The following is a 23,829-nucleotide window of genomic DNA, read 5'->3' as shown; positions in this document are numbered from 1 at the left end:
GACATATCACCGCTGTGCTTTGGGAATAAAACTTGGTTGAACCTACATTACGGCAATTCAGAAAAGTCGTCCAGTAGGAAAGGAGCGGTTTGTTAAATATCGGAAATTCACGAGTCTGAAGAAAGGAATTTTTTTAAAAACAAGGAAAATCGTGTATAATGGTCGGGTAATCTCAAATAGAGACATGGAGGTTTCGCAATGAATCAAACACCGCTTACCCCTATGGGAGTAGGAAAGCTGTTGGATAGGAGCTTTTCCATATACCGTCAACGTTTTGGAGCATTTTTTCTGCTGGCTTTGATGGTGTTCGGGCCCTTGCTTTTGCTTCAAGACTTGCTGCTGATGGACTTTAGCAGTATGCCCTTCCTGTACCAGGACACTTCTGGAGAAGATTTCTGGGAGTCCTTGGGTCAAAGATTTATCTCTTCCGAAGAAAACGTGACCCAGAACATAGCCTTGCTGCTGGTCTACTTGTTTATCGTCTTTCCTATTATAACATTGGCTGCCTACCCGCAGCTGCTTGCATCCAGTCTGATCCTGACGAAAGCGGCGGTCGAGGGGGAAACGACAGGGATCAAAGCAGCTTTGCGTCAATCCTTCAGTCGTTTTTGGCCACTGGTGGGTAGTACAGTACTCTACATATTGGTTATTGTGGGAATATTTCTGGCCTTTTTCGTTCTTTGCGGCTTGCTTTTTCTTCTCTTCGCCTTCAGTACAGGGGAGAGTATGGATACCCTTTTCTCGGACGACAGCGCACTCAATCCGATTGTCGTCGTAGTCTTTTTCCTGGTAGCGTACTTCCTTTTCATCATCGGCGTCATGCTCGTCCCCGGATTTTTTATGCTTCGTTGGGGTTTTTATCTGCCGCTCGTTTTGTTGAAAGGAGAAGGGGTAGGTTTAAGCAAGAGCTGGAACTTGACAAAAGGGAATTTTTGGCGACTGTTTGGGCTCTATTTCGTAGTCATGATCCTGTACTCCATCTTCTCAAGCGGGATTCAATTCATCCTCATCGGGGCTTTGGGTGCGTCCTTGATCAGCAGTGTGCTGCAAGTCTTGTTTTCATGCCTGCTGATGCCTTGGATGTTGATCGTCTATGCGCTGGCTTATCTCGATTTGAATGTGAGAAAAGAAGGAACAGATTTGGAGGCGATGCTGAACCAGCATCGTCCAGAGGATACAGCTGTAGCAACGCTAGACAAACAGGGAGAGCCACATGAGTAGCGCCATGATTGGGTCAAAGGACAAGGAACGGTTAGTCGAGATCCTTTCCTCTGATGAATTTAATAGGCAGTCCCAGGAAGGTGCAGGATGGATTGAAAAAGCAATCAACCACTTAATTGAGATGATCGCGAAGCTGTTTCAAGTGACGGAAATTCCGACAGAAGCGGCTGGAACCGTTTCTGTTTCGGTCGTGATTGTAGCGATTGGCGGCTTGTTGTTTTTGATCTATTGGTTGTCACGGAAAATGGTTTTGCAACAGAAGCGGGAGCGTACCTTATTCGTTCAGGGGGAAAAAAAACGTTCCTACTCGGATTATCTAAATGAGGCGAGACAGCTTGGACAGCAGGCGGAGTGGCGGGAAGCCGTCCGCCATCTGTTTCTCGCGCTGCTGGTTTATTTGCAGTGGAAGAACTGGATCCGGATTGAGAAATGGAAGACCAACTGGGAATATGCAGATGAAATCCAGTACAACTATCCGGCTGCACAGGATTTGTTTCGCCGACATGCGCGTTCATTTGAACAGGTTTGGTATGGGCAGGAAGAAATTGACCAACAACTGTTTTGGCAGCAGCTCCAGGAATTAGAGAAGCTGCTGGGTGAGGAGGGACATCGTCATGGGTAGCCTTCGCACCTATCGCATCGCCCTCGTCATTGCCATTTTTCTACTGGTGGGCATCAGCTTGCTGATCGTCAAGCCAGCGCCTCCCTCGTATCCGCCATATGTCGCAAAGTCAGCACAGCCGAATGGAAGTAAAGCCATTGTCATGCTGATGGAGGAGAAAGGCAAGCCGATCAAGGAATGGCGTCAGCCTATGAAGTTTTTGCCATCGCAAGCAGGTCAGGTTCTGATTTCTCTGGAGCCCAAAGGAATGACAGAGCTGGAAAGAGAAGAGCTTTTGGATTGGGTAGCTCTAGGTAATGATCTGATCCTGTTTGCAGAGGAGCCGGCAGATTGGGAACAAGCTTCGTTCCAGCTGATTCTTCAGGAGAATGAAGAAGAGGAAGCAGAGCGGAAAATCTGGGGGCCTCAGCTGAGCGGTAACAGGAACGGCGTGGTGCAATCGCCTTTGCGATTGGATAAAAGCCAGGACATGGAAGAATTGCTCAGTGACGATGCAGGCGTCCTGGCAGGACGTACAACCATCAGCGAGGGGACAGTCAGTCTGTTTCTTGTCCCGCAATGGATGAGCAACGGACAGGTTGCCAGGCACGATCATTTCGAAGCGATTTGGCCTTATTTGCAGAACGAGTGGTCTGTCGTTTGGATGGATGAATACCATCATGGCTATCGGGATCAGCCCAGTCTGTTTGCGCTTTATCCCGGATGGCTAATCGCAGGCTTTGCTCAGCTGGGCTTGCTTCTCCTCATGTGGATTTGGTGGAGAGGAAAAAGATTTGGACCTATCTACACGCTGCGAGAATGGACAGTACGTCGTGGCGACGAGACTTTGCTTGCCGTGTCCAGCTGGTACGAACGAAGACGACTTGCCATCGATGCACTGCGTCATCGTGAAACGTACTTGAGGCAACTCATGCATGAACGGTGGGGCGTGCACCAACGAGCGGAACATCACGAAATCCTGCAAGTGGCACGTACCAAATGGAACGAAAGCGAGCTTGCAGCCTTGGTGCAAGTATTGCAAAGACTGGAACAGATCAAGACAGAGAATGCCTATTCGCAAAAACAACTGCTTGCAGACAGTCTCCTGTTAGACAAGATATTGAAGCGCCTGGAGAAGGAGTGATTGGTGTAGTGGAACGATTGATCGAAGAAATGGAGAAAGAGCTGGTTGGGCAAAGGCAGAACATCCGTCTGCTGATTACCGCACTGCTCGCAGGAGGTCACGTCTTGCTGGAGGGGGTACCGGGAATTGGCAAAACGAAAATGGTGCGCACTTTATCCGGCCTGATTGGAGGCGAGAGCAGAAGGGTACAATTTACCCCAGACATGATGCCGAGTGATATTATTGGGCATGTCGTTTTTAATATGCAGCAAAATCGTTTTGAAACGATCAAGGGACCTGTATTTTCCAATCTATTGCTGGCTGACGAGATCAACCGAACACCCCCGAAGACCCAGGCTGCCCTGCTGGAAGCCATGGAAGAAAAGCAAGTGACCATTCACGGCGTTACTTATCCGCTGCCGGACCCGTTTTTTGTGGTGGCTACGCAAAACCCGATTGAATACGAAGGAACCTATGTTTTGCCGGAAGCGCAGCTCGACCGCTTCTTGTTCAAGCTGCAGGTTACGTATCCTTCCCATGAGCAGGAACGACAGATTCTGGCGCAACACGTGCCGTACTCCTTGTCGGCCACACATAAGCCTGAAGTGCAATACACGCTCGAACAAATTCTGGATCAGCGGCAAAAGCTCAGCGAGGTTGTGGTGGAGGAATCGATCCTCGAGTATATTACGACTTTGATTCGGAAGACGCGGGAGACAAAGCGATTGCTGCTCGGAGCGAGTTCGCGGGCAGGGATTGCCATTCTGATGGCGAGCAAGGCCTGGGCGCTGCTGGACAACCGAAATTACGTGACGCCAGATGATGTGAAAATGGTGGCAAGACCTGCATTGCGTCATCGTCTGGTTCTCTCACCGCAGGTGGAATTGGAGGGAGGTACTAGTGACCACATCATCGACGAAACGTTGGCGGCCATTCCAGTTCCTCGCTGATGTTCTGCAAGACCGCTTTATTTTGCCCACGAAACGGCTTATCCTGTGGATTCTGCTCGGTCTTCCTCTGGTCATGACTGGTTTTGTGATGGGCTGGGGATATCGCGCCTTTTGGCTGTACAATGGCTTGATCTTAGCAGCCAGCGTGGTCGATTGGCTCTCGATGCCCAAAAAGAGAGAGCTATCTGTGACCAGAATGCTGCCAGAGCAGGCGGATATTGGCCAGGAATTCCAGGTTCACATCGCGTTCACGAATACGAGTGGGCAGAAGGTGGGGTTCGAGCTTGCGGACGACTTGCCGTACTCATTCCAGGAGAGCGGAGTATTGCGGGGCATGATGGAGCCTGGCACCTTCGGAGTGACTTACCATACAAGGGCTAACGTTCGAGGCATGTATTCCTTTCATTCACTGTTCCTGCGCTGGCATGGAAGAATCGGCTTGTGGTACAGGCAGAGCCGGTTTTCCTGTGATCAGACCATTAGGATCTATCCGGACTTGTCTACTGTCCGCGGCTATCTCGCTTCACTGCAAGAAAGCCTGATCGTTGACGGAAAGAAAATCATGCGCCGAGCAAGAACGGGTTCAGAGTTCCATGCGATCCGTGAATATGTGCCAGACGACGATCCGCGCACGATCAACTGGTCTGCTTCTGCTCGTTCCAGACGACTGATGACCAATCAGTACCGTCCCGAGCAAGGAAAAGTCGTGACGATCATGCTGGACTGTGGCAGACTGATGGGTGTTGAGCTGGATAATCGGACTCGCTTGGATATCTCCCTGGAGTCGGCCATGACATTGGCGGCCGTAGCGATTAAACAAGGGGACCAGGTTGCCCTGCTGGCGTATTCGCATGAGATCAAGCTCTATATTCCACCGGGAAGAGGGCTATCGCATTTGCATACGTTAGTGGAAGCTACCTATAACCTCACAACTGATTTTGTAGAATCGGATCATGCGAAAGCGTTGACGTTTCTTCATCGTCAGCAAAAAAGAAGGAGCCTGATTGCGCTCTTTTCCGATATGGAAAACTACTTGATCGAGGACCAGTTAAGCGCATATCTTTGGCGCCTGAGACGGTCCCATCTGCTCCTGCTGCTCTCATTGACGGATCCGTTGCTTCAGGGCTGGAGTGATGTGGAAACCAAAAACACGAGAACAGCCTATGTCAAGGCTCTGGCACAGCGTTTTAAACTGGATCGAAAAGCCTTTCAACAAAAAATGACCGGAGCGGGTATCCAGGTGTTGGATGTACCGTCCGATCAATTGACGTTGAGCGTCGTGAATACTTATTTGGAGATCAAGTCAAGAGAGGCGTTGTAGGAGAGTCGTCTACGCTGACCGAGGACGTACCAGAACACCAGGATCAACAGGGTGCTGATCGCTACGAAGTATTTCGCTTCCAAGGAAAGGGTTGTGGAAGGCGTGATGAAGCCCTCGATGATTCCGGCGATAAAGAACAGCGGGAGTGTGGCTAGCAAGAGCTGGGCAGACTCCTTGACTGCTTCAAGAAATTGATGCTTGCGTGCGTATTTGCCAGGCACCAGCATGCGATATCCCATGTACAGTCCTGCTCCTCCTGCGATGAAGATGGCGGTGAGCTCGATGACACCATGAGGCAAAATATACGCCCAAAAGGCATAGCTGATGCCCGCTTGCTGATAAACCGCTGCAAGGGCACCAACCAGCAACCCGTTAAACAGGAGCAAATAGATCGGAAAGAGCCCAAACGTAACGCCGCTTACAAATGCGAGAATCGCGACTCTCATGTTATTGGTCATAATCATGGTAGAAATGACCGGACTATTGATCGAGTCATGTCCTTCGCCCAGGCGTGTTGGATCGATCTGTTCGGCCATTCCCTCTGGCAGGACGTAGTACAGATTGAGCGGGTCGATCATGACTGCAGCATACCCAAAGACTCCTCCGAGCAGGAACAGAAAGGCAGCTATAGCCATAAACCAAAGCCGTTTCTGGATCAGGAGGATAAAATAGGTGCCGAAAAAATAGGTGATTTGCTGCCAACTACTGGCCTGTTGCTTATACGTCAGATTGTGCGCGCGCGAGACCAGCTGATTCAGGTAATGCGTCAGCTCATCAGTCGGGTAATAAGAACGGACATACGCCAAATGCGCGGAAGTTTTTTTGTAGAGCAGCGTGAGCCTGTCAATGTCGGCAGCTTGGATGCCTTTGTTTTTTTTCTGGAATCTTTCGACCAACTGCTCCAGCTCGGCCCAGGATGCCTTGTGCGTATGCCAAAACGAGGTTAAATCCATGAAACAGCCTCCTTATTCCGGGGAAAAAGTGTATCAAAAAAGATGATTGGCAAGCAAGGGAAGGCGGGTGAAGACAACAGGAATGAACGAATGGATACAGAACAATCAAGCAAATCGTGAAGCAACCGTGATTACACCAGAACACGTTCAGCTTCGGTTTCAAACGGCTGGCCTCGGGAGCCGGGCTGCCGCGCAATTAATTGACACAGCCATCCTGCTATTGGTTAATATTACCTTATTTATCGTGTTCAGTATAGTCGTATATGGCAGCGATGAGCAAGCTTGGAGCGATCTTGAGGACTTTGCGATTGCGATCCTGCTTTTCGTACTATTTCTCATCAATGCAGGCTATTTCTTTATTCTCGAAGCGTTTTGGTCAGGTCAAACACTCGGCAAAAGATGGATGAAGCTGCGGGTCATCCGAGAAAATGGTCAACCAATTACCTTTTTGTCCGCTGCTATTCGCAATTTGTTTCGCATCATTGATGTGTTGCCGAGCGGATATTTTCTTGGTGCTTTGGTCTCTTTTTTTCATCCTAAAGATAAAAGAATTGGCGATTTGGTAGCAGGTACCATCGTTGTGGCTGAAGGGGGACAGAACGTACCCCCCTCTAGAAAGCAAAAAGCCCAGCAAAAAGAAGGGGTGGGTGCACCTCTTTTGCTCGATGATCGGCAGAAGCAAGCCATTACACGTGAAGACTGGCAATTGCTCTCTACTTTTGTCACTCGCCTCGATTCCTTATCTTCGGAGAAACAAAAAGAGCTGGGCGCACAAATTGCCGAGCGGTTTATCGAAAAGCTAGAGTGGAACGGGAGAGAGCAGGTAGAAGCGGACCCCATCGTATTTTTGCAGCGTCTGTACTGGGAGCTACGCAAGGAATGGCAATTGGGTAAGTAAGTGTGAAAGATAGGAAACGAGTAGGATTGATAAACCACCTTGTAGTGCACAAGGTGGTTTTTGGCGTAAATCTACTAATTTTTCCAATATTCGCAAATGAGCACCCGAATTTTGTTCTATGATATAATAGATTTGCATTCTTTGTCACAACCGTGTTGTTTGACCGCAAGCGGTCACATCCACTTTTATGAAAGACGTCGAGACGTTTTTCACAGAAAGGAGGGGGTAGCCGATGAGCGATAAATACTTCCAAGCTTCATCGACACCGTCAACTACACTACCACTCCCCACAGATGGGAAGCAGGAGAGAAGACGTAAGAGAGGCGGACTTTTCAGCAGTCTGTTCAATACGTTGAATCCCTCCCGAACACAAGGTAAGCGAAACTTGATGCCAACCGTTTTGGCGGTATTGCTATGGGCAGCTCTTGCCTATGGTGGCTACGCCTTTGCGATGCATACGTTGGACAAGCAGCAGCAGTTTGTGAATCAGCGAATTACGCAAGTGCAAGAGAAGAATCAGGAACAGATGAAAGCAATGGGAGAGCAACTGACGCTCGTCCAGGATGAAATGTCGGAAGTTGCCAGTGGTTTGGCTCACATCCAGGAAGAACTGCAGATGACGGGTGAGACTATTGGTGGGACAGACAAGACAAAACAGGCCTTGCAAGAACGGATTGATCAGTTGAATACACAGCTGGTTGATTTGAAAGCGTCGCTGAAAAAACTGGAGGATGCAGCCCGTGCTTGGTAAGGTTAATCGTTTTTTTGCGTTTCTCTTAGCGCCAGCGTTAGGTTTTCTGGTTGCTTTTTCACAGGTAAATCCTGTGGACAAGCTCACATTGGAAGGACTGACGCTGCCGGTAGAACAGTCGTCTGAGCAGGTAGCGGCGCTGCAGGAGAGGCTGGATGAAACAAGGGAAACCATAGAAGGCACAGAGCTGGCGATCCAAGGCATTCGCGATGCAGCAGAGAAAGAGAAGAAAGAATACGAACAGCAAAACCAGAAGATTAACAATTTGCTGGCGGCCAGTATCTCGCATACCAAACAATCAGAAGATGTACTGGATACGATATTGTCCAACATGCTGGGCAAGCCGATCGGTCAATCTTTCGGCAAGAATTCGACAGTCAAAGTATACTCGTTGACTGAAGCGGGGTACCGGGGCTATATGGCGAAGGTGCGCCTGAATGATCCGAAGGCATTGAAAATGGTATTGGCGAATAACTCCGTGAAGAGCAAAGGTGAAACGACCAGTCAGGCCGGAAAGCGCACGGGTGCCATCCTCGCGATCAATGCCGGTGGCTTCATGGCTGACAAGCAAGGCAACCTGGTTCCGTTGGGAATCACCGTTGTGGATGGAACGATTCGGACGTTTTCCGATAACAAGAACCTGAGCTTTGTCGGATTCAATAACAAGGGTCATCTCGTCGGGACGAATATTACGAAGCAGGAACAAATCACCCAGCAGGGGATCTTGCAGGGAGCCAGCTTTTTGCCAAGGCTACTGCAGGATGGCAAACGATTGCCGATTCCGAAAGATTGGGCAAATGCACGACAACCCCGAACCCTCATTGGTCATTTTGACAACGGAGATTTGCTCATGATCGTAATTGACGGCAGACGAGAAGGGTGGAGCAATGGAGTCACCCTGGAAGAAGCACAGAAAAAATTGCAGGAATTCCATGTGGTTGACGCTTACAACCTGGATGGTGGAGGTTCAAGCGCTTTTTACTACAAGGGGAAATTGCTGAACAAACCATCAGGCGGACGTGAGCGTGCCGTGGTAAGCAATCTGGTCATCATGCCGTAGAAGATCATTTCTGCGGCGGATGACTGCTTTTTTTGGCAAAAATGTACATAAGGGTCTGAATTGATCAGGAGGAATCAGGATGAAGAAGAATCGCATGGGTATGGCGCTGGCAGCTTTGCTGTCCGCAGCTCTCATAGGAGGCTGTGAGGCTCCATCGCTTGGAATACTGGATGGCAAGGAGGGGCAGACACCTCCGTCCACTGCGGCAGATCCCACTCCCGGAAATGATCCATCAGCCAGCGAAACAACATCTGCTACTCCACAGGAGTCCGATGATGAGAAGAAACCGGTAAACAGACCAACCTTGGAAGAGACAATCCAGACGGTAGATGGGGTCCCCACCGTAACGAATCCGGATGAATATCATGTCATTGTGAACAAGCAGCGCTCTTTGCCTGCTGACTACATCCCGGCTGACCTTGTAGAACCCAATGTTTTATTCCCTTATGCAGACAAGGTAGAAAAGAGAAAGCTCCGTGAAGCACCTGCAAAAGCGCTGGAATCGTTATTTGCACATGCGAAGCAGGACGGAATAGAGCTGTACGCCGTATCGGGTTACCGCTCCTATCGCACGCAAAAATCACTCTACGATACGTACGTCAAGACACAAGGCGAGGCACATGCTGCTGCATTCAGCGCAGTACCAGGAAAAAGTGAGCATCAAACAGGTCTTGCAATGGACGTGTCTGGAGCTGACAGCGTAACTCGATTAGAGCAAAGCTTTGCTGATACCCCGGAGGGACAATGGCTGGAGAAAAACTGTGCGCAGCATGGGTTTATTATTCGCTATCCGAAGGGCAAGGAAGATATCACGGGATATGCATACGAACCTTGGCATCTCCGTTACGTCGGTCAGGAGATTGCAGAGGAAATCACTTCGAAAGGGATTACGTTGGAGGAGTACTTTTCGAATTCCAGCCCGTCATAAGCACATAGATGCAAAAAAAGCCGCTTGGATAGCGGCTTTTTTTGTTGAGGACGCTTGATTCGCTATTTAGGTACACGGATGCTGGGAAGAGGCCAATACACGACTTCAGCGCGGCCAACCACATGATCCAGCTGCACGGGTCCAATCATGCGACTGTCCATGCTGTTGCTGCGGTTATCTCCCATGACAAAGACGCTTCCTGATTCGATCGTTACCGGACCAAAGTCTTCTGTCAGGGTGACCCCAGCGGCAGAGGCCTTCTGCTTGTTTTCTGTCAGATAATCTTCTGCCAACACCTGACCGTTTACGTACAACTGATCATCCTTTGCTTCTACCGTATCGCCTGCAACAGCAATGACACGCTTGATCCAATTGTCTCCGCTGGCATCTGGATGAATGATGACGATGTCACCTGGTTTAGGGTCTTGCAAATAGTAGATGGCTTTATTGACGATCACGCGTTCGCGGTCATGCAACGTGCTCTCCATCGAACGTCCCTGGACGACGTAGGGAGCCATGATGAAGACGTAGATGAAGGCAGTGATCGCACCAATCAAGACAAACGATTTAAGCCAATCAAAGAGTTCCGATCTCCATTTCGTCTCATGAGGGGTTTGTTCCATCAATATGATCTCCTATGTATGTGGTTTTTCGCGCGGTAATGTGTAGGACATGCTCGGGTGTCTTACACCGCCCATGTTTTATTATACATGCTTTGCGAAAGGATACGAAAGAAGATTCATGGGAATGAATGGGTTTGGGAAAAAAGGAATTTCAACTGTCACGAATTTGACAACTTCCACTATTGCCTGATCTTTCCCTTTATTGTAAGATGAACTTGAAAATAGTTTTACACTAAAAATATTAAGTAGTAAACACTTTGTCGCATCATTTACATAACACCACTTTCAGAATGATGCAGAGTTTATGCTTGCTCTTCATCTATGAAGACTATAATATTTTTATAAATATAGTAGACAAATTCTGAAAATAGGTGATGATGTGAGCGATATGTCCCGCGCCAGTAAACTAGAGGAACTCGATCGAGTGTTTTCCGAAATGGCCCGATTCTTTATTAGTCAGTGGCTGATCGAGGAACAAGAGATCAGTCCCAAACAGTTCATTTTGTTGCGTGTGCTTTTAGAAGTAAAACGAAGCACCGTATCTGATCTGGCGAGCATATTAAGGCAGTCGAATAGTGCTACTACCATTGCGCTCAATCGATTGGTGAAAGCCAGTTTTGTAGAACGCGTCCGTGATGAAGAAGATCGCCGTGTAGTGTGGGTCACATTGGCTCCAAAAGCTATCCCTATGATGGAAGAGCTATTGGAAAGAAGGCGATGCTTGGTCAAAAATTTGACAGAGCACCTCACGGATGAAGAACTGGATAACTTTACCTATTGCCTTGAGAAAATGAAGCAAAGTATGTAGCATTTCCGTTTGAAGAACCACAGGGACATGATGGTGGGCAAGGTGCACTACGAAACGGGAGTGTACACAATGAGAAAAAGCAGCACACTGATGATGGGAACCTTTGTACTGGGAGCGTCTTTGTTCGCTCAAGCTGCCTGTGCCGAAGAAGTTACCGCAACGGAAACAGCAACACAAGCGGAAGTACAAGCAGAAGAAGCAACTGACGCAGAGGCTACTGAAGATGCTACAGATGTAGAAGAAGAGGCTACAGTTGAAGCGCCTGCAGCTGAAGAAGCACCTGCACACGTTCAGGCATCTGCCCCTTCGACAGCTGCCGGGGCTTGGATTGACATGCCTAAGGAGGACGAGTACTTCATTTATTCTGCAAAAGCGAACGAAGGAGCAGTTACACCTACAGGTTGGGTTGCTGCACCTAAAGAAGGCGAGTTCGTGCTGTTGAATCAAGATCAAGTCAATACACTTGTGCAACATGGCTGGATCGTAATGCCTGTTCAAAATGAATACTTCATTTCCCAGTCTTCTACTGAAAAGGTAGCCCCAACAGGCTGGATCACCATGCCTGTAATCGATGAATACGTGATCGTAACTCCAAAAGAAGAAAAGCCAGCAGTTCAACATGGCTGGGTAGCAGCACCAGTAGAGGGTGAATCAGTGACGATTAAACAGGATAATTTCCAACCTTCCGGAAGCCGTTCCGACTGGAGCTGGCTCGTTCCAAACGCTGATTCTGAAGATTAATCAAAATCTCGCGAACGCTTTGCTCCATACGAGCAAGGCGTTTTCTCTTTGCTGTCTGTTCTCCTCTGTGACGTGTGAAAGATGCGCGATTCGTACAAACTAGAGGAGAAATCGAGAGGAGGGTACGAAATTGCAAGAACGACACAATGAGAAGAGCACCTCAAACGATCGGATTGAACAGGAGAATCAGGTAGAGGACGGCCAGGCAATCACACAAGAACAGATCAGCGACAGCTACAAAATGGGTACGATTGAAGATGGAGAAAGGAATCCATAAAGCTGAGCCAGCCTGAAAACGGCTGGTATTTTCTCTTTTCATTAAAATAAATTTTATTGACATATGAGGATTTATCGTTAAAAATACAAGAGGAATCAGAAAATTGAAAAAGGGGTGTGCCGAAATGAAGGATCCTCGTTTGGAGAGATTGGCGCATATATTGGTAAATTATTCGGTTCGCGTACAGCCAGAAGAGAATATTTTGATTCATGCAAAAGGCGAGGTACCGGATTTGGTGAGTGCTTTGGTAAAAGAAATTTACCAAGCAGGCGGGAATCCTTACGTTCAGTTGGTCAATCCGATGATCAGCAGAGACATCGCGATGAATTGCAACGAAGAGCAACTCGCAGTAATGGCGGACCATGAAAAAACCTTCATGGAAAAAATGGATGGGTACATTGGCATCCGTGCAGCAAGCAATATCAATGAAATGGCTGACGTGCCGGGAGACAAACTGGGGATGTACGCTCGTCTATACGAATTGCCTGTCATGGACATACGCGTTCCTCAAACCAAGTGGGTCGTTCTTCGCTATCCGAACCCGTCGATGGCGCAGCTGGCGAATATGTCCACGGCCGCTTTCGAGGATTTCTACTTCCAGGTATGTACGATGGATTACGCCAAGATGGATAAAGCAATGGACAGCTTGGTCGAGCTGATGAACCGAACAGACCGTGTACGGATCACCGGTCCCGGAACAGATCTTTCTTTCTCCATTAAGGATATTCCAGCCGTAAAATGCTCAGGCTTGCGCAACATCCCGGATGGAGAAGTATACACGGCACCGGTGCGCGATTCCGTCAACGGTACGATTACCCACAATGCGCCGACGCCTTACAATGGCTTCACGTTTGAAAATGTACGCCTTACCTTTGAGAATGGAAAGATTGTGGATGCATCAGCGAACGATACAGAGCGACTCAATCAAATTCTCGACACAGATGAAGGGGCGCGTTATATCGGGGAGTTTGCTATCGGAGTGAATCCGTTTATCCGCAATCCGATGAAAGACATTCTTTTCGATGAAAAAATTGACGGAAGCTTCCATTTTACTCCGGGACAATGCTATGATACGGCATACAACGGAAACAAGTCCTCTGTCCACTGGGATATGGTATCGATCCAGCGTCCAGATTGGGGTGGTGGAGAAATCTGGTTTGATGACGTCTTGATTCGCAAAGATGGACGATTTGTCATCCCGGAACTGGAAATCCTCAATCCCGAAAACCTGGGTGCAGAATAAAGGTTACTTCAGATAATCTTCTAAGCGCTCTTGAGCCAGCGGGAAGCTCATGTCCAGCTGGAACAGCATGAACAGATTGCTTGATTTTAAAACGGTTCGGCGGGCAGCATGAAACAGAACTGGCTTGGTGTGCTTGACGACAGTCATGATCTCAACAACCGGCGGTACGACTTGCTTGATCCGCAGCAGGCTTTGCAAATAGCGAAGAAATTTTTGAACAGTAGCTTGTTCTTCGTCATCGGGAATGGTTTGGATCAAATCAATAAATTCCCGAACGATCATTCTCTTTGTCTCAAGAGGCTCATGCATGGATGTGCGATTCATTGGTTATCCACCTCTAGGTAATGGTTTTTGAATGGTGCAAAAGGAAAACGAACCCTTTCAAAGGGTCCCCGATCATGGATCGGACCGAGCAGTGATTTCTTCTGCTTTTTTCTATACCTCGAAATCGCGCTTGATAAACCTCAATTTGCAAAAAGAACCTCGATCCTTTTTGGGAATCGAGGTTTTTACGTGGCTGCATAGAGGATTTTATTTTGATCGTTGACGTTGATAGACTGCTTGCGTCTCCAAGGGAATCCTGATCCGCAATAAAATCCAGGCGTTTAACAGGGTAAAGACGATCGCTGTAGTAAATGCAAGAAAGGTGACCGGCAGTGTCAAAAGCTCAATCGCTACCACCCAATAATTCGGGTGACGCAGAAAACGGTACGGTCCAAGCCGGAGCGGTTCAGCACCTGGAAGAATGAGTATCCGGGTGTTCCAATGACGCCCGAGGCTTGCTATGCACCAATAGCGCATCAGCTGTGCCAGGACAAAGAAAGTGAAGGGTACCATCCACCAGGAAGGCAGGCTGTGAAGCTCCCTTTTGTACATGACCTCCAAGATCAAGCTGATAAAAAAAGTAATATGCAGAACAACAATGTACTTATAGTGGGAGGAACCGACCTCATAGCCGCCACTAGCACGAATCCAGCGTGCATTCTTTGCAGCCAGGAGCAATTCGCTGATCCGCTGTAAAAGAACGATACACAGGACAGACCAAAAAAAGAGCATGGCTAACTACCTCGCTTCCAGCAGGAGCAGCTCGGAGCTGAATCCGGGGCCAAGTGCGGCCATCAACCCTCTGTCGCCGACTTCCCAGTGCTGTTCCATGCTTTTTTCCAAAACAAAAAGAACGGTGGGAGAAGACATATTTCCAAAGTTGTAGAGCACTTCCTCCGATAGCCGTGTCGCGTCTTGGGAGATGCCCAGAGACTGCTGATAGGCTGTCAGCACCTTTGCTCCTCCGGGATGGAAAATGAAATGACGTAACTGATCGATGGATGTATCGAGCGGATGTAGAAAGCTATCTACATTTTCCTTCATGGATTGTTTGATCAAGGTAGGAATATCGCGTGAAAAAATAACGCGCAGACCTGGCTCTGTGACCTCCCAGCCCATCACATCCAGCGTGTCCGGCCAAGTAGTCGTACGGGATCCGCAAAAACTTAGCCTCGGAACAGCAGAGGAAGTCGCGACTTCGTCCCCATCTACTAATACAGCGGCAGCACCATCCCCAAACAGGCAGGTCGCGACCAGGTTGCTTTTCGACATATCTTGCCGTATAAAGGTAAGCCCACAGAGCTCGACACTGACAAGCAGCACACGTTTTTGCGGATAAGCCCTGGCGTATTCGCATGCCCGTGACAATCCCATCGCTCCGCCAGCACACCCTAATCCCCATAGCGGGACTCTGGTGATGTCTGGACGCAGACCTAGCCTGTTTACGAGTCTGGAGTCCATACTGGGCGTGGCGATACCTGTACTCGATACGAACATGAGGCAATCGATCGTATCAGCAGGAACCAATGCTTTTTCCAAGCAGCGAGAAACCGCTTCTACAGCCAAAGCTTCTGCATTTTCTACATACAATTGATTCTTTTCCGCGAAGATTCGATCCTGGGAAAACCAGTCGATGGGCATGCAAAAGTGGCGCTTTCGAATCTGACTGTGTGAAAAAATACCGAGCAATCGGTCAATGTCAGGAAAAGCTTCCTGAAAAAATTGACGGGCTAGAAGCATCGATTCTTCTTGATTGACAACGTGTGGCGGTACAACAGTAGCAACAGCCTCAATACGGGGCATAGCAGCATTCACTCCCGTTTTGGTAAGTGTTCTCAGTTTCCCCCTGAAAGAGGAATCCAATTCATGGTAAAAGGGATTTAAGGTGCGTGCTATCATGTTGCTGTGTACTCTTATTTTTCATTCGTAACCGTATCCCCAGATTATCGGGAAGGAAACTCATGAAAAAAGCCTGACGCTTGTTTTTACATAAGCATCAGGCTTTTTTAGATCATGAGGATATGTCTGTCGTGCTCTGGATAGAGCTTTGTCCCGCTACGGCTTTTTTCACATTGCGATACTGGAACAGCCCTGCGACGAAGAGGAGAAGTCCGATCAGCGAAAACCAGAACGCACCGCCGATATTGCGAAATGCGACTGCACCGACGGAGGGGCCCAACGTACCCGTGATACCGTAATTCAGCCCGAACAAGGAAAAATAGCGACCGCGATAGGCTTCTGGAGCCAGCATCGAGATCGATTTTTGGATTTGCGGCCCATACAGCATTTCGCCAATGGTGAAAATGATCTCAGCCAGAATCAGCAGCAGGAAGCCGGGAGCCCATCCGTAGCCAAAACCGACACAGGCCAGGAAGCAGTAGGCAATGAGAATGACGCGATGGGCAGGAAAGCGCTCCGCGTATTTGGCGATGGCTAACTGGCAGCAGACGACTAGGGCTCCATTGATCGTCATCAATGTGGCAAATACCGTCAGAAAATCATCAAATTGCGTCCTCAAATGTTGAGGCAAGATGATTTCTACCTGAGAGTACAACAACGAAACCGGTATAGCAGCGATTGTCATGGCAATCAATGTAGGATGCTCCATGATGCGCATGCGAGGAGCAGCTTCAGGAGACGAAGCGGGCTTTCTCGCTGCTTCCCGGACCTCTTTCGGGAGAGTTTCAGGAATCTTCCAGACAATCAAGGCACAGTATACCAGCAGCATGAATGCACAGAAGCCAAAGGCAATCCCGGGGTTGATTTTGTAGATCGCTACACCGATCAATGGTCCAGCAGCTGCCCCAAGGTTCAAGGCTGTATGCAGAAGGGCAAATACTTCGCTTCGTTTATCCTCGGGAACGACATCTGTCACCTGCGCGCTTGCTGCGGGCCAGAAAAGAGAAGCCCCGATTCCATTCAAGATGGTGAGGGCAGCGAATGTAATCAGAGATTCTGCCCAGATATAGCCGGCCATCGAGACGGCTTCGATTAGGAGAGCGGCCACCATCAAGGGCTTTCTGCCGTATTTATCAGAGAGGCTGCCTGCAAAGAGATTGGAGATGATACCGGTCAGAGGCTGCAAGCTGGTCACCATAGCGGCAACCAGGAGATTCCCATCCATTTTGTCATAGAGATAAAAAGCAAGAAAAGGGCGGAGCATGAAACCAGCAAAAGTTGTGAGAATCGTCCCGATGACGCGTATCCAGATCGTCGGGTCATAACGCTGAATGAGGTTGTGCAACCAAACCATCTGGTCAATACCTTCTTTCCGGTAAAGTATTTTTTTGGTAAGTATATACGAGCGCGAAATGAAATGAAAGAGGGTTACAAATTGCAATAATTACCAAAATATTCAGAAAATAAAACTAGTAAACAGTGTTTTTTCGCTTGAACTCAAACGAGAAAATAGGTAAAATATTCCTACTATTAAAGTACTATTTCTAGTCTGTTAAAATAGGTCTATCAGATCATTTTCGTTCACTGTGGAGCGGTTTTGACTAGAGGGGGATATCATTGGACGCACGTTGGATTGGTTTGGGAAGCTCGTGTATACTCGTTGCGATCTGGCTTGTTGCCTATGGATTCCCTCAAGGGGAAATAGCCGTGTCACTAGTTTCGATAGCGGCAGCGCTTCAACTGATCATCGGCTACCAGACAGGGAAGCAGATGGATCAATTGCGACAATTGGCTTATCACGATTCACTTACCGGTGTACTAGTGAATCGTCGCTTTCTCGAAAGACTGGACCAAGAGGTAGATCTGGCAAGGCGCGGGAAATACCCAGTCACACTGTTGTTTCTTGATCTGGATAATTTTAAAAAGTTTAACGACAAGCACGGTCATATTGAAGGGGACAAGCTCCTTTATCGATTTGCCCAGATCCTCCAGTCCTGTGTAGGAAAGGAAGATCTTGTGGGGCGTTGGGGTGGAGAGGAGTTCGTAGTTTTGCTCGATCACTGTGATACGAAGGCGGGACTTGCAGCAGGAGAGCAGATTCAGAACCAGATTCGTCATCATCTTGGCGGGCTTACAGTCAGTATAGGTGTAGCTACTTATCCTACCCATGCTTCCGACTCTGGGGAATTGACACTCATGGCCGATAATCTCATGTATGAAGCCAAAAAGAAAAAAGACTGTATCCTCGCTGCTTCCAATTAAAGAGGGGGAGGCCCAGCTTAACACTCGATTTTGTAGAAATTCGGGTGTTTTTTTGTGGAAATAGGACGATCCTAAAAGGAATCAATCGAATATTGTAAAGAGGATTTACAAAAACTTAACAATACTTTAAATAAAAAAACACATATTTTGCCTTGATTTTAAATTTACGTTCACACTGATGTTCGATATAATCTTCTAGGTGTGATTTTACCAAAGGAGTGAGTAGGAGACGTATGTTGAAATCAAAAAAGCACATCTTCTTCGATCTGTTTGAACAGCAGATTGCCACGGTGCACAAAGGAACTCATCTTTTCTATGAAATGGTGGGAAACTATCAGGACGTAGAAGCTAAAGTTAAGGCAATTAAGGCTGTCGAAAAAGAAGGGGATGAAATCGTTCGTCAAATCATGAACGCTTTGAACTCCACATTTATCACTCCGCTCGAGCGCGAAGATATTCATCAACTTGCTCATACAATGGATTCGATGATCGACTACATTGATGGTGTAGCGGATCGGATGTATCTCTACCAAGTCCAACAGCCAGATCCACGTGTGTTGGCACAGGCTAACATCTTGGTGAAATGTTCAGCGAAGTTGATTGAGCTGATTCGTACCCTGCGCAAACTGGATCACCAGGTAGTGGAAAAAATCGCTCGCGAGATCAAGGACTTGGAGCATGAATCGGATTCGAACTACCGTAAAATGGTTTCTGATCTATTGAATGCGCCAAATGCCAATCCAATCGAAGCTATCAAGCTCAAAGAGATTTACGACAAGCTGGAAGACTGTGCGGACTTCGCTGAGGATGTCTCGAACCTGGTAGAAGGGATTGTGCTAAAGAATGCCTGATTTGTCGCCTGACCTGATTTTGCTCATTCTCGTTGTCGTCATGGCGCTAAGTTTTGACTTCATTAACGGCTTTCATGACACAGCCAACGCGATTGCTACATCAGTATCGACCAGGGCCTTGAGTCCTCGTACGGCGATCATCATTGCCTCCCTCTGTAACCTGATTGGTGCATTGAGTTACACAGGGGTTGCGAAGACGATCGGAGGAGGCATTACGGACCCGTTCAAGCTGGAAAACGGCTTGATCGTTGTACTGGCAGCTCTGATGGCAGCTATTCTATGGAATATCATTACCTGGTACTTCGGTATACCGAGTTCCTCTTCACACGCCCTGATTGGTGGCGTAGCAGGAGCAGCAATAGGTGCTGCCGGTTTTGATTCCATCAATGCAGAAGGCTTCATCAGCATCGTACAAGCTCTGATCGTATCTCCGATCGTGGCGTTTGTTGTAGGTTTTATCGTCATCAAAATCGTTTCCTTGATTGTAGCCAACACAGCGTACCATAAAACCAATCGGAAATTCCGTTTTATGCAGGTGATGTCGGCCTCCTGGCAGGCGTTTAGCCACGGCGCCAACGATGCTCAAAAAACGATGGGTGTCATTACGCTGGCTATGATCTCTGGAGGATTCTTGGTTCAAGAGCCCGGTGAATTCGTCATCCCACTTTGGGTAAAGCTGTCTGCAGCTGTTGCGATGGCGTTGGGTACCGCTTTCGGTGGCTGGCGCATCATCAAGACGCTGGGCGGCAAGATCATGAAGATCAAACCGATCAGCGGTTTCTCTGCCGACCTGTCTTCTGCCTTAATCATTACGATTTTTACGGCGCTGAAGCTGCCAGTCAGTACTACCCACGTGATTACTTCGGCCATTCTCGGGGTAGGGGCTTCCCAGAAAGTATCCGCAGTCAAATGGGGAGTTGCTGGACGAATCCTGATCACTTGGGTGATTACCTTGCCCATTACAGGTGCGCTTGCAGCGGCTTGCTACGTAGTTCTTGACGTGTTCCTCTAAAATAGTAGACACCTGCTAACAAATGTTTCGTTAGCAGGTGTCTTTTTTTATCCTTGTGTCCGGTCGAGTGTTAGTCCGTTCCGGTCAAGCGCTCCCACAATCCTGCTTTTGGCCGGATTTGCACAAGACGTATAGAAGAGAAGGGAACATAATCAATCGATCCGTCACTTTTCTCCAACAATACCCCATTGCTGCTGTAATCATACAGCTTGCCTTCCTCATATGGGGATAAACCGGCACCGATCATGTCGGGGGCAAAATGTATGCGCACTTTACGATTCAGGTAATCCTCCAGCAGCGCATCATCCATCCAGATCACTCCTTTCGTCATTATCGTCTAGTATCGCCTGCTTTACGATTATTCAGACAAGGCGCTCAATAGTAGAGATAGATAAAGCCACTTTCTCATGAAGAAAAAGTGGCTTAGTCGAGTTTGCTGTTTATTCAATGGAATTACCCGATTGTTTGGAATGTAAGCTTTTTCTGGCGAATACGAGCATCAGAATGATCCCCAGCGCGATCAACAGCAAGCTGATCAATTGCGCTACACGCAGTGTGTCCGCGATCAAGAGACTGTCTGTGCGCATACCTTCAATGAAGAAGCGTCCAATGGAGTACAGGATCATATAGCTGAACAGGACTTGACCATTGAATTTCTTCCAGTAATAGAGGGTCAGCAGGAGAATGGCGAAAACAACCAGATTCCATAAGGATTCATACAAGAATGTCGGGTGATAATATTGTCCCTGAATGTACATCTGATCACGGATAAAAGCTGGGAAGTATTGCATGAACTGTTCGCTGGCTACATCTCCATGCGCCTCCCGGTTGATGAAGTTGCCCCAACGCCCTATCGCTTGACCAAGGATTACACTCGGTATCAAGACATCCCCAACAAGAAGGAAGGATAGTTTATGCTTGCGAACGTACCAAGCTCCTGCGAGAACGCCGCCGATCAGTCCGCCGTGAATGGCCAATCCGCCCTCCCAGACAGCAAAGATGCTGAGCAGATTGTCTTTGTACTGACTCCACTCAAAAATGACGTAATAAGCACGTGCACAAATAATAGCTGCGGGAATGATCAGTACCACCATATTCAAAACATGGTCCGCATCAATCCCCGACTTTTTGGCGTTGTATCGTGCTAGATACGTACCTAGTAAAAAAGCAAGCCCCATTATAATCCCGTACCAGTGGATCTTGATGGGCCCGAGCGCAATAGCTACCGGATCGATCATGAAATTTCCTCCTTGACCTGTAAACGATCTCTGCACAGTATAGCACAGAATGAAGGCTGGATTCCAACAGATTGACCGGGCGGATGGACACTTTCACGGCTGTAAAAAAGAGAGAATCGGGTCCAGGGACGCCTGTGTGCGAGGAGCGGATACAGAGGCGAATAAATCCCCGTTTTTCAAAAGGCGCGCTGGTACTGTATCGACTGTAAAGTCAGTCGGATGAATGCTGCCGACCTCTTCCCAGCGAAGAGGGGTAGAGACAGTTGCCTGTTCCCTAGCACGTGTTGAGTATGGAGCAGGCAAGGTCTTTCCTCGCCAATGCTGCAAGTAATCGATATACAGCTTGGTTCCCCGGTTTTTGACCAGGCGTTCGATTGTCACGAGTGTCGGATGCTTTTCTACCAGGTAATTGGCGATGAACTGTCCGACAACGCGCGTTTGTTCAAATGTGTAGCGGCGTTCAATGGGAATGTAAATCTGCAGTCCACTTGCCCCGGAGGTTTTGGGAATGGAGGGTAATCCTAATTCGTCCAGCAACTCTTTTAAGAGCAAGGCAGCCTCGATGACGACAGAAAAGTCAGGGGTTGAAGGGTCGAGATCAAACACGAGCTCTGTCGGGATCTCATCCGTAGCGAGATGAAATGAAACATGATACTCCAATGCCGCTTGATTGGCCATCCAGATCAAAGTGGCCTCATCGTCGCACAATGTGTAACGGGTGTTTTCCCACTCGTGGGTATGGATCCAGTCAGGGGCGTAGTCAGGCGTATTTTTTTGATAAAAGCTCTTGTCCTCTACGCCATGGGGATAGCGGATGACAGTCAATAGGCGCTGCTTGCTATAGGCTAAAAGGGCTGGTGCGACTTGCAGCAAATAGCGTATGTAATCCAGCTTGGTGACATGGGCTTTTGGCCAAAGCGGTTTGTCGGGATTGGTGATGGCTAAGGTATGGCCATTCAAAGTCAGCTCGTATTGCGGGATGACCAGGCTCATTTCCGCACCTGCTTTCCAAGTGACGCGTTTTTTCCTACTTTGCCCCTCATGTCAAAAACCATATACGATCCAGCAAAATGCATATTATTCCAGCCGAAGAACCATAATATCGGTAGATTTCTATTGGTTGGTGAAAAAATGGACTTTAAAAAGTTTCTGAATAAAGGACGGGAAGAAGAACAGAATGATCTGCACCTTGAAGCGTGCAGCCTGAGTGAGTTGGAAGGGGTCCCGATTTCGCCCGTGCTCGATGACAACATCGGGATATTGGAGCGCATGTTTTCCGACTGCTCGGATTTTGTCATCCGTAAATTTCAGCTCAAAAACAGCGTTCACGCCATTGCCGTTTTCGTAGACGGACTTATCAATACACAAGAGGTAAATGAGGCATTGAAAAGCCTGATGATCCTCGAAGACGGCAGTGCAGATGTCTCGTACATCGAATCGCAATGGCTGCCAGTGTCCCAGATTGACAAGGTGAAGGATTACAAAGGATTATTGCAAGCCGTCTTGTCGGGTGATACAGGGATTCTTGTAGAAGGCAACGACGAGGGACTTGCATTGGGGATACGGGGAGCGGAAAAGCGATCTGTAAACGAGCCAGAGGGAGAATCCGTCGTTCGCGGGCCGAGAGAAGGATTTATCGAAAATATTCGGACCAACACCTCGATGCTGCGACGAAAGCTGAAGACGCCGCGCTTGAAAATGAAGTCTCTCGTTGTCGGCAGGGAGTCGAATACAAACGTGGTCGTCGCTTTTTTGGAAGGTATCGTAGATCCAAAGCTCGTCAATGAAGTGACCCATCGAATCAGTCGGATCGAGATAGATGCTATTCTGGAGAGCGGCTATCTGGAAGCACTGATTCAGGACAATGAGTACTCTCCGTTTCCACAGCTGATGTATTCGGAAAGACCGGATACGGTAGCGGCTGCCCTCCTGGAGGGGCGAGTCGCCATTTTTGTAGACGGAACGCCGATGGTGCTGCTTGCTCCGACAACTTTTTGGATGATGATGCAAGCGAGCGAGGACCATTATGAACGTTTTCAAATGTCTACGTTCCTGCGTTGGCTTCGATACCTCTTTCTGGCTATCTCGCTAGTAACCCCTGCTCTGTATGTAGCGGTCACGACCTACCATCAGCAGATGCTCCCGACCACGCTATTGCTCAGTATTGCAGCAGCGCGTGAAGCTATCCCGTTTCCTGCGATCGTCGAGGTTTTTATTATGGAAATTGCCTTTGAAGCTCTGCGAGAAGCCGGTATCCGTTTACCCAAAACCGTAGGACAAGCGGTCAGTATTTTAGGTGCCTTGGTCGTCGGGCAAGGAGCAGTTCAGGCCGGGATTGTTTCTGCACCGATGGTCATCGTGGTTTCGATTACGGGAATTGCCTCGTTTACCATTCCTCATTTTAACGCGGCTATCGCCATACGACTGCTTCGCTTTCCGCTGATGGTTGCCGCTGCAGTACTAGGGATTTACGGGGTTCTTGTGGGGCTTCTGGTCATTGTGGGACACATGGCAAGTCTGCGATCCTTTGGTATCCCCTATCTTTCTCCCATTGCCCCAATGTCTGTCGGTGATTTGAAAGATGTACTGGTACGCGCTCCTTGGTCGAAATTGGTGTATCGACCTGGTTTCCTAGGCATCCAAAACGCCAGGAGGATAGGGGGAGATTTTATTGCAAAAGCACGTCGCTCAGAAGAAGATGCCGAAAAACGGGAGAGCAATGATGATTGAGCCAGGGGGGCATCA

The 23,829-nt window shown here is 48.3% G+C and carries 26 protein-coding genes; 17 read left to right on the top strand and 9 right to left on the bottom strand.

Annotated elements, in window-relative coordinates; all coding sequences use genetic code 11:
- Window positions 1-198 precede the first annotated feature (198 nt).
- The 5 genes from EDM52_RS03640 to EDM52_RS03620 are packed head-to-tail and all read left to right on the top strand — an operon-like array spanning window position 199 to window position 5,216.
- Window positions 199-1,221, top strand: coding sequence for a DUF7847 domain-containing protein (locus EDM52_RS03640; protein WP_122907642.1), 1,023 nt, complete (start codon window positions 199-201; stop codon window positions 1,219-1,221).
- Complete coding sequence (locus EDM52_RS03635; protein WP_122907641.1) at window positions 1,214-1,843, top strand: DUF4129 domain-containing protein; 630 nt, start codon at window positions 1,214-1,216, stop codon at window positions 1,841-1,843. The genes EDM52_RS03640 and EDM52_RS03635 overlap by 8 nt, the downstream gene beginning before the upstream one ends.
- On the top strand, window positions 1,836-2,966 hold the full coding sequence (locus EDM52_RS03630) for a DUF4350 domain-containing protein (RefSeq protein ID WP_122907640.1): 1,131 nt from the start codon (window positions 1,836-1,838) through the stop codon (window positions 2,964-2,966). The genes EDM52_RS03635 and EDM52_RS03630 overlap by 8 nt, the downstream gene beginning before the upstream one ends.
- Before the next feature lie 29 nt (window positions 2,967-2,995).
- On the top strand, window positions 2,996-3,895 hold the full coding sequence (locus EDM52_RS03625) for an AAA family ATPase (RefSeq protein ID WP_415783061.1): 900 nt from the start codon (window positions 2,996-2,998) through the stop codon (window positions 3,893-3,895).
- The gene (locus tag EDM52_RS03620) at window positions 3,846-5,216 is read left to right on the top strand and encodes a DUF58 domain-containing protein (RefSeq protein WP_122907638.1); all 1,371 of its coding nucleotides are present in this window, start codon (window positions 3,846-3,848) and stop codon (window positions 5,214-5,216) included. Before EDM52_RS03625 ends, EDM52_RS03620 begins: the two co-directional genes overlap by 50 nt.
- Here the strand turns inward: EDM52_RS03620 and EDM52_RS03615 are convergent.
- Window positions 5,183-6,169, bottom strand: a complete 987-nt coding sequence (locus tag EDM52_RS03615; RefSeq protein ID WP_122907637.1) for a stage II sporulation protein M — start codon at window positions 6,167-6,169, stop codon at window positions 5,183-5,185. The genes EDM52_RS03620 and EDM52_RS03615 overlap by 34 nt on opposite strands.
- 82 nt (window positions 6,170-6,251) lie before the next feature.
- On the opposite strand from EDM52_RS03615, the gene EDM52_RS03610 reads away from it, so the two are divergent.
- The 4 genes from EDM52_RS03610 (at window position 6,252) to EDM52_RS03595 (ending at window position 9,806) form a co-directional block, all read left to right on the top strand.
- A complete protein-coding gene (locus EDM52_RS03610) occupies window positions 6,252-7,067 on the top strand; it encodes an RDD family protein (RefSeq protein ID WP_122907636.1) in 816 nt (271 codons plus the stop codon).
- 232 nt (window positions 7,068-7,299) lie between these two features.
- Window positions 7,300-7,818 (top strand): hypothetical protein, encoded by a 519-nt coding sequence (locus tag EDM52_RS03605; protein WP_122907635.1) that lies wholly within the window; start codon window positions 7,300-7,302, stop codon window positions 7,816-7,818.
- Complete coding sequence (locus EDM52_RS03600; RefSeq protein ID WP_122907634.1) at window positions 7,799-8,878, top strand: phosphodiester glycosidase family protein; 1,080 nt, start codon at window positions 7,799-7,801, stop codon at window positions 8,876-8,878. The genes EDM52_RS03605 and EDM52_RS03600 overlap by 20 nt, the downstream gene beginning before the upstream one ends.
- 79 nt (window positions 8,879-8,957) lie before the next feature.
- A complete protein-coding gene (locus EDM52_RS03595) occupies window positions 8,958-9,806 on the top strand; it encodes a M15 family metallopeptidase (protein ID WP_122907633.1) in 849 nt (282 codons plus the stop codon).
- Between the two features lie 62 nt (window positions 9,807-9,868).
- Here the strand turns inward: EDM52_RS03595 and lepB are convergent, their stop codons facing one another.
- Window positions 9,869-10,429, bottom strand: coding sequence for a signal peptidase I (gene lepB / locus EDM52_RS03590; RefSeq protein ID WP_122907632.1), 561 nt, complete (start codon window positions 10,427-10,429; stop codon window positions 9,869-9,871).
- Window positions 10,430-10,808: 379 nt separating this feature from the next.
- Between lepB and EDM52_RS03585 the strand changes: the two genes are divergently transcribed.
- The 4 genes from EDM52_RS03585 to EDM52_RS03570 all read left to right on the top strand — a co-directional run bounded on the left by EDM52_RS03585 (window position 10,809) and on the right by EDM52_RS03570 (window position 13,498).
- Complete coding sequence (locus EDM52_RS03585; RefSeq protein WP_122907631.1) at window positions 10,809-11,237, top strand: MarR family winged helix-turn-helix transcriptional regulator; 429 nt, start codon at window positions 10,809-10,811, stop codon at window positions 11,235-11,237.
- 69 nt (window positions 11,238-11,306) lie between these two features.
- The gene (locus EDM52_RS03580; protein WP_122907630.1) at window positions 11,307-11,978 is read left to right on the top strand and encodes a hypothetical protein; all 672 of its coding nucleotides are present in this window, start codon (window positions 11,307-11,309) and stop codon (window positions 11,976-11,978) included.
- A gap of 130 nt (window positions 11,979-12,108) precedes the next feature.
- On the top strand, window positions 12,109-12,255 hold the full coding sequence (locus EDM52_RS03575) for a DUF4025 domain-containing protein (protein ID WP_122907629.1): 147 nt from the start codon (window positions 12,109-12,111) through the stop codon (window positions 12,253-12,255).
- 124 nt (window positions 12,256-12,379) lie between these two features.
- Complete coding sequence (locus tag EDM52_RS03570; protein ID WP_122907628.1) at window positions 12,380-13,498, top strand: aminopeptidase; 1,119 nt, start codon at window positions 12,380-12,382, stop codon at window positions 13,496-13,498.
- A 3-nt stretch (window positions 13,499-13,501) separates the two neighbouring features.
- Here the strand turns inward: EDM52_RS03570 and EDM52_RS03565 are convergent, their stop codons facing one another.
- From EDM52_RS03565 to EDM52_RS03545, 4 genes are all read right to left on the bottom strand, one after another.
- Window positions 13,502-13,822, bottom strand: a complete 321-nt coding sequence (locus tag EDM52_RS03565) for a hypothetical protein (RefSeq protein WP_122907627.1) — start codon at window positions 13,820-13,822, stop codon at window positions 13,502-13,504.
- Between the two features lie 207 nt (window positions 13,823-14,029).
- Window positions 14,030-14,554 (bottom strand): isoprenylcysteine carboxyl methyltransferase family protein, encoded by a 525-nt coding sequence (locus tag EDM52_RS03555; RefSeq protein WP_122907625.1) that lies wholly within the window; start codon window positions 14,552-14,554, stop codon window positions 14,030-14,032.
- Window positions 14,555-14,560: 6 nt separating this feature from the next.
- Entirely contained in the window at window positions 14,561-15,625 is a 1,065-nt protein-coding gene (locus tag EDM52_RS03550) for a type III polyketide synthase (RefSeq protein ID WP_122907648.1), read from the bottom strand.
- A 208-nt stretch (window positions 15,626-15,833) separates the two neighbouring features.
- Window positions 15,834-17,075 (bottom strand): MDR family MFS transporter, encoded by a 1,242-nt coding sequence (locus tag EDM52_RS03545; protein WP_122907624.1) that lies wholly within the window; start codon window positions 17,073-17,075, stop codon window positions 15,834-15,836.
- 263 nt (window positions 17,076-17,338) lie between these two features.
- Here EDM52_RS03545 and EDM52_RS03540 point away from each other — a divergent pair, with 263 nt between their 5' ends.
- The 3 genes from EDM52_RS03540 to EDM52_RS03530 all read left to right on the top strand — a co-directional run bounded on the left by EDM52_RS03540 (window position 17,339) and on the right by EDM52_RS03530 (window position 19,846).
- Window positions 17,339-17,983 (top strand): GGDEF domain-containing protein, encoded by a 645-nt coding sequence (locus EDM52_RS03540; RefSeq protein ID WP_122907623.1) that lies wholly within the window; start codon window positions 17,339-17,341, stop codon window positions 17,981-17,983.
- Between the two features lie 233 nt (window positions 17,984-18,216).
- Entirely contained in the window at window positions 18,217-18,834 is a 618-nt protein-coding gene (locus EDM52_RS03535) for a DUF47 domain-containing protein (RefSeq protein WP_122907622.1), read from the top strand.
- Window positions 18,827-19,846, top strand: a complete 1,020-nt coding sequence (locus tag EDM52_RS03530) for an inorganic phosphate transporter (RefSeq protein WP_122907621.1) — start codon at window positions 18,827-18,829, stop codon at window positions 19,844-19,846. Before EDM52_RS03535 ends, EDM52_RS03530 begins: the two co-directional genes overlap by 8 nt.
- Window positions 19,847-19,916: 70 nt before the next feature.
- Here EDM52_RS03530 and EDM52_RS03525 read toward each other — a convergent pair whose 3' ends face one another.
- The 3 genes from EDM52_RS03525 to ligD all read right to left on the bottom strand — a co-directional run bounded on the left by EDM52_RS03525 (window position 19,917) and on the right by ligD (window position 22,077).
- Window positions 19,917-20,156 (bottom strand): hypothetical protein, encoded by a 240-nt coding sequence (locus EDM52_RS03525; protein ID WP_122907620.1) that lies wholly within the window; start codon window positions 20,154-20,156, stop codon window positions 19,917-19,919.
- Between the two features lie 130 nt (window positions 20,157-20,286).
- Window positions 20,287-21,084 (bottom strand): prolipoprotein diacylglyceryl transferase, encoded by a 798-nt coding sequence (gene lgt, locus EDM52_RS03520; RefSeq protein ID WP_122907619.1) that lies wholly within the window; start codon window positions 21,082-21,084, stop codon window positions 20,287-20,289.
- 93 nt (window positions 21,085-21,177) lie between these two features.
- Window positions 21,178-22,077 carry a non-homologous end-joining DNA ligase gene (ligD, locus tag EDM52_RS03515; protein ID WP_122907618.1) on the bottom strand — a complete coding sequence of 300 codons (900 nt, stop codon included), beginning with the start codon at window positions 22,075-22,077 and terminating at the stop codon, window positions 21,178-21,180.
- 138 nt (window positions 22,078-22,215) lie between these two features.
- On the opposite strand from ligD, the gene EDM52_RS03510 reads away from it, so the two are divergent.
- On the top strand, window positions 22,216-23,814 hold the full coding sequence (locus tag EDM52_RS03510; RefSeq protein WP_122907617.1) for a spore germination protein: 1,599 nt from the start codon (window positions 22,216-22,218) through the stop codon (window positions 23,812-23,814).
- Window positions 23,815-23,829: the final 15 nt, after the last annotated feature.

The organism is Brevibacillus invocatus (assembly GCF_003710915.1).
GTDB lineage: Bacteria > Bacillota > Bacilli > Brevibacillales > Brevibacillaceae > Brevibacillus > Brevibacillus invocatus.
The sequence above is the reverse complement of the archived record's forward strand: the minus strand, read 5'-3'. Positions and strand labels throughout refer to the sequence as shown.

Coding starts and splice junctions, on each gene's coding strand:
- EDM52_RS03640 (WP_122907642.1), top strand. CDS start 199: ATGAATCAAACACCGCTTACCCCTATGGGAGTAGGAAAGCTGTTGGAT.
- EDM52_RS03570 (WP_122907628.1), top strand. CDS start 12,380: ATGAAGGATCCTCGTTTGGAGAGATTGGCGCATATATTGGTAAATTAT.
- EDM52_RS03555 (WP_122907625.1), bottom strand. CDS start 14,554: ATGCTCTTTTTTTGGTCTGTCCTGTGTATCGTTCTTTTACAGCGGATC.
- lepB (WP_122907632.1), bottom strand. CDS start 10,429: ATGGAACAAACCCCTCATGAGACGAAATGGAGATCGGAACTCTTTGAT.
- EDM52_RS03580 (WP_122907630.1), top strand. CDS start 11,307: ATGAGAAAAAGCAGCACACTGATGATGGGAACCTTTGTACTGGGAGCG.
- ligD (WP_122907618.1), bottom strand. CDS start 22,077: ATGAGCCTGGTCATCCCGCAATACGAGCTGACTTTGAATGGCCATACC.
- EDM52_RS03605 (WP_122907635.1), top strand. CDS start 7,300: ATGAGCGATAAATACTTCCAAGCTTCATCGACACCGTCAACTACACTA.
- EDM52_RS03615 (WP_122907637.1), bottom strand. CDS start 6,169: ATGGATTTAACCTCGTTTTGGCATACGCACAAGGCATCCTGGGCCGAG.
- EDM52_RS03550 (WP_122907648.1), bottom strand. CDS start 15,625: ATGCCCCGTATTGAGGCTGTTGCTACTGTTGTACCGCCACACGTTGTC.
- EDM52_RS03545 (WP_122907624.1), bottom strand. CDS start 17,075: ATGGTTTGGTTGCACAACCTCATTCAGCGTTATGACCCGACGATCTGG.
- EDM52_RS03600 (WP_122907634.1), top strand. CDS start 7,799: ATGCAGCCCGTGCTTGGTAAGGTTAATCGTTTTTTTGCGTTTCTCTTA.
- EDM52_RS03565 (WP_122907627.1), bottom strand. CDS start 13,822: ATGAATCGCACATCCATGCATGAGCCTCTTGAGACAAAGAGAATGATC.
- EDM52_RS03610 (WP_122907636.1), top strand. CDS start 6,252: ATGAACGAATGGATACAGAACAATCAAGCAAATCGTGAAGCAACCGTG.
- EDM52_RS03525 (WP_122907620.1), bottom strand. CDS start 20,156: ATGGATGATGCGCTGCTGGAGGATTACCTGAATCGTAAAGTGCGCATA.
- EDM52_RS03630 (WP_122907640.1), top strand. CDS start 1,836: ATGGGTAGCCTTCGCACCTATCGCATCGCCCTCGTCATTGCCATTTTT.
- EDM52_RS03530 (WP_122907621.1), top strand. CDS start 18,827: ATGCCTGATTTGTCGCCTGACCTGATTTTGCTCATTCTCGTTGTCGTC.
- EDM52_RS03625 (WP_415783061.1), top strand. CDS start 2,996: ATGGAGAAAGAGCTGGTTGGGCAAAGGCAGAACATCCGTCTGCTGATT.
- EDM52_RS03595 (WP_122907633.1), top strand. CDS start 8,958: ATGAAGAAGAATCGCATGGGTATGGCGCTGGCAGCTTTGCTGTCCGCA.
- EDM52_RS03535 (WP_122907622.1), top strand. CDS start 18,217: ATGTTGAAATCAAAAAAGCACATCTTCTTCGATCTGTTTGAACAGCAG.
- lgt (WP_122907619.1), bottom strand. CDS start 21,084: ATGATCGATCCGGTAGCTATTGCGCTCGGGCCCATCAAGATCCACTGG.
- EDM52_RS03635 (WP_122907641.1), top strand. CDS start 1,214: ATGAGTAGCGCCATGATTGGGTCAAAGGACAAGGAACGGTTAGTCGAG.
- EDM52_RS03510 (WP_122907617.1), top strand. CDS start 22,216: ATGGACTTTAAAAAGTTTCTGAATAAAGGACGGGAAGAAGAACAGAAT.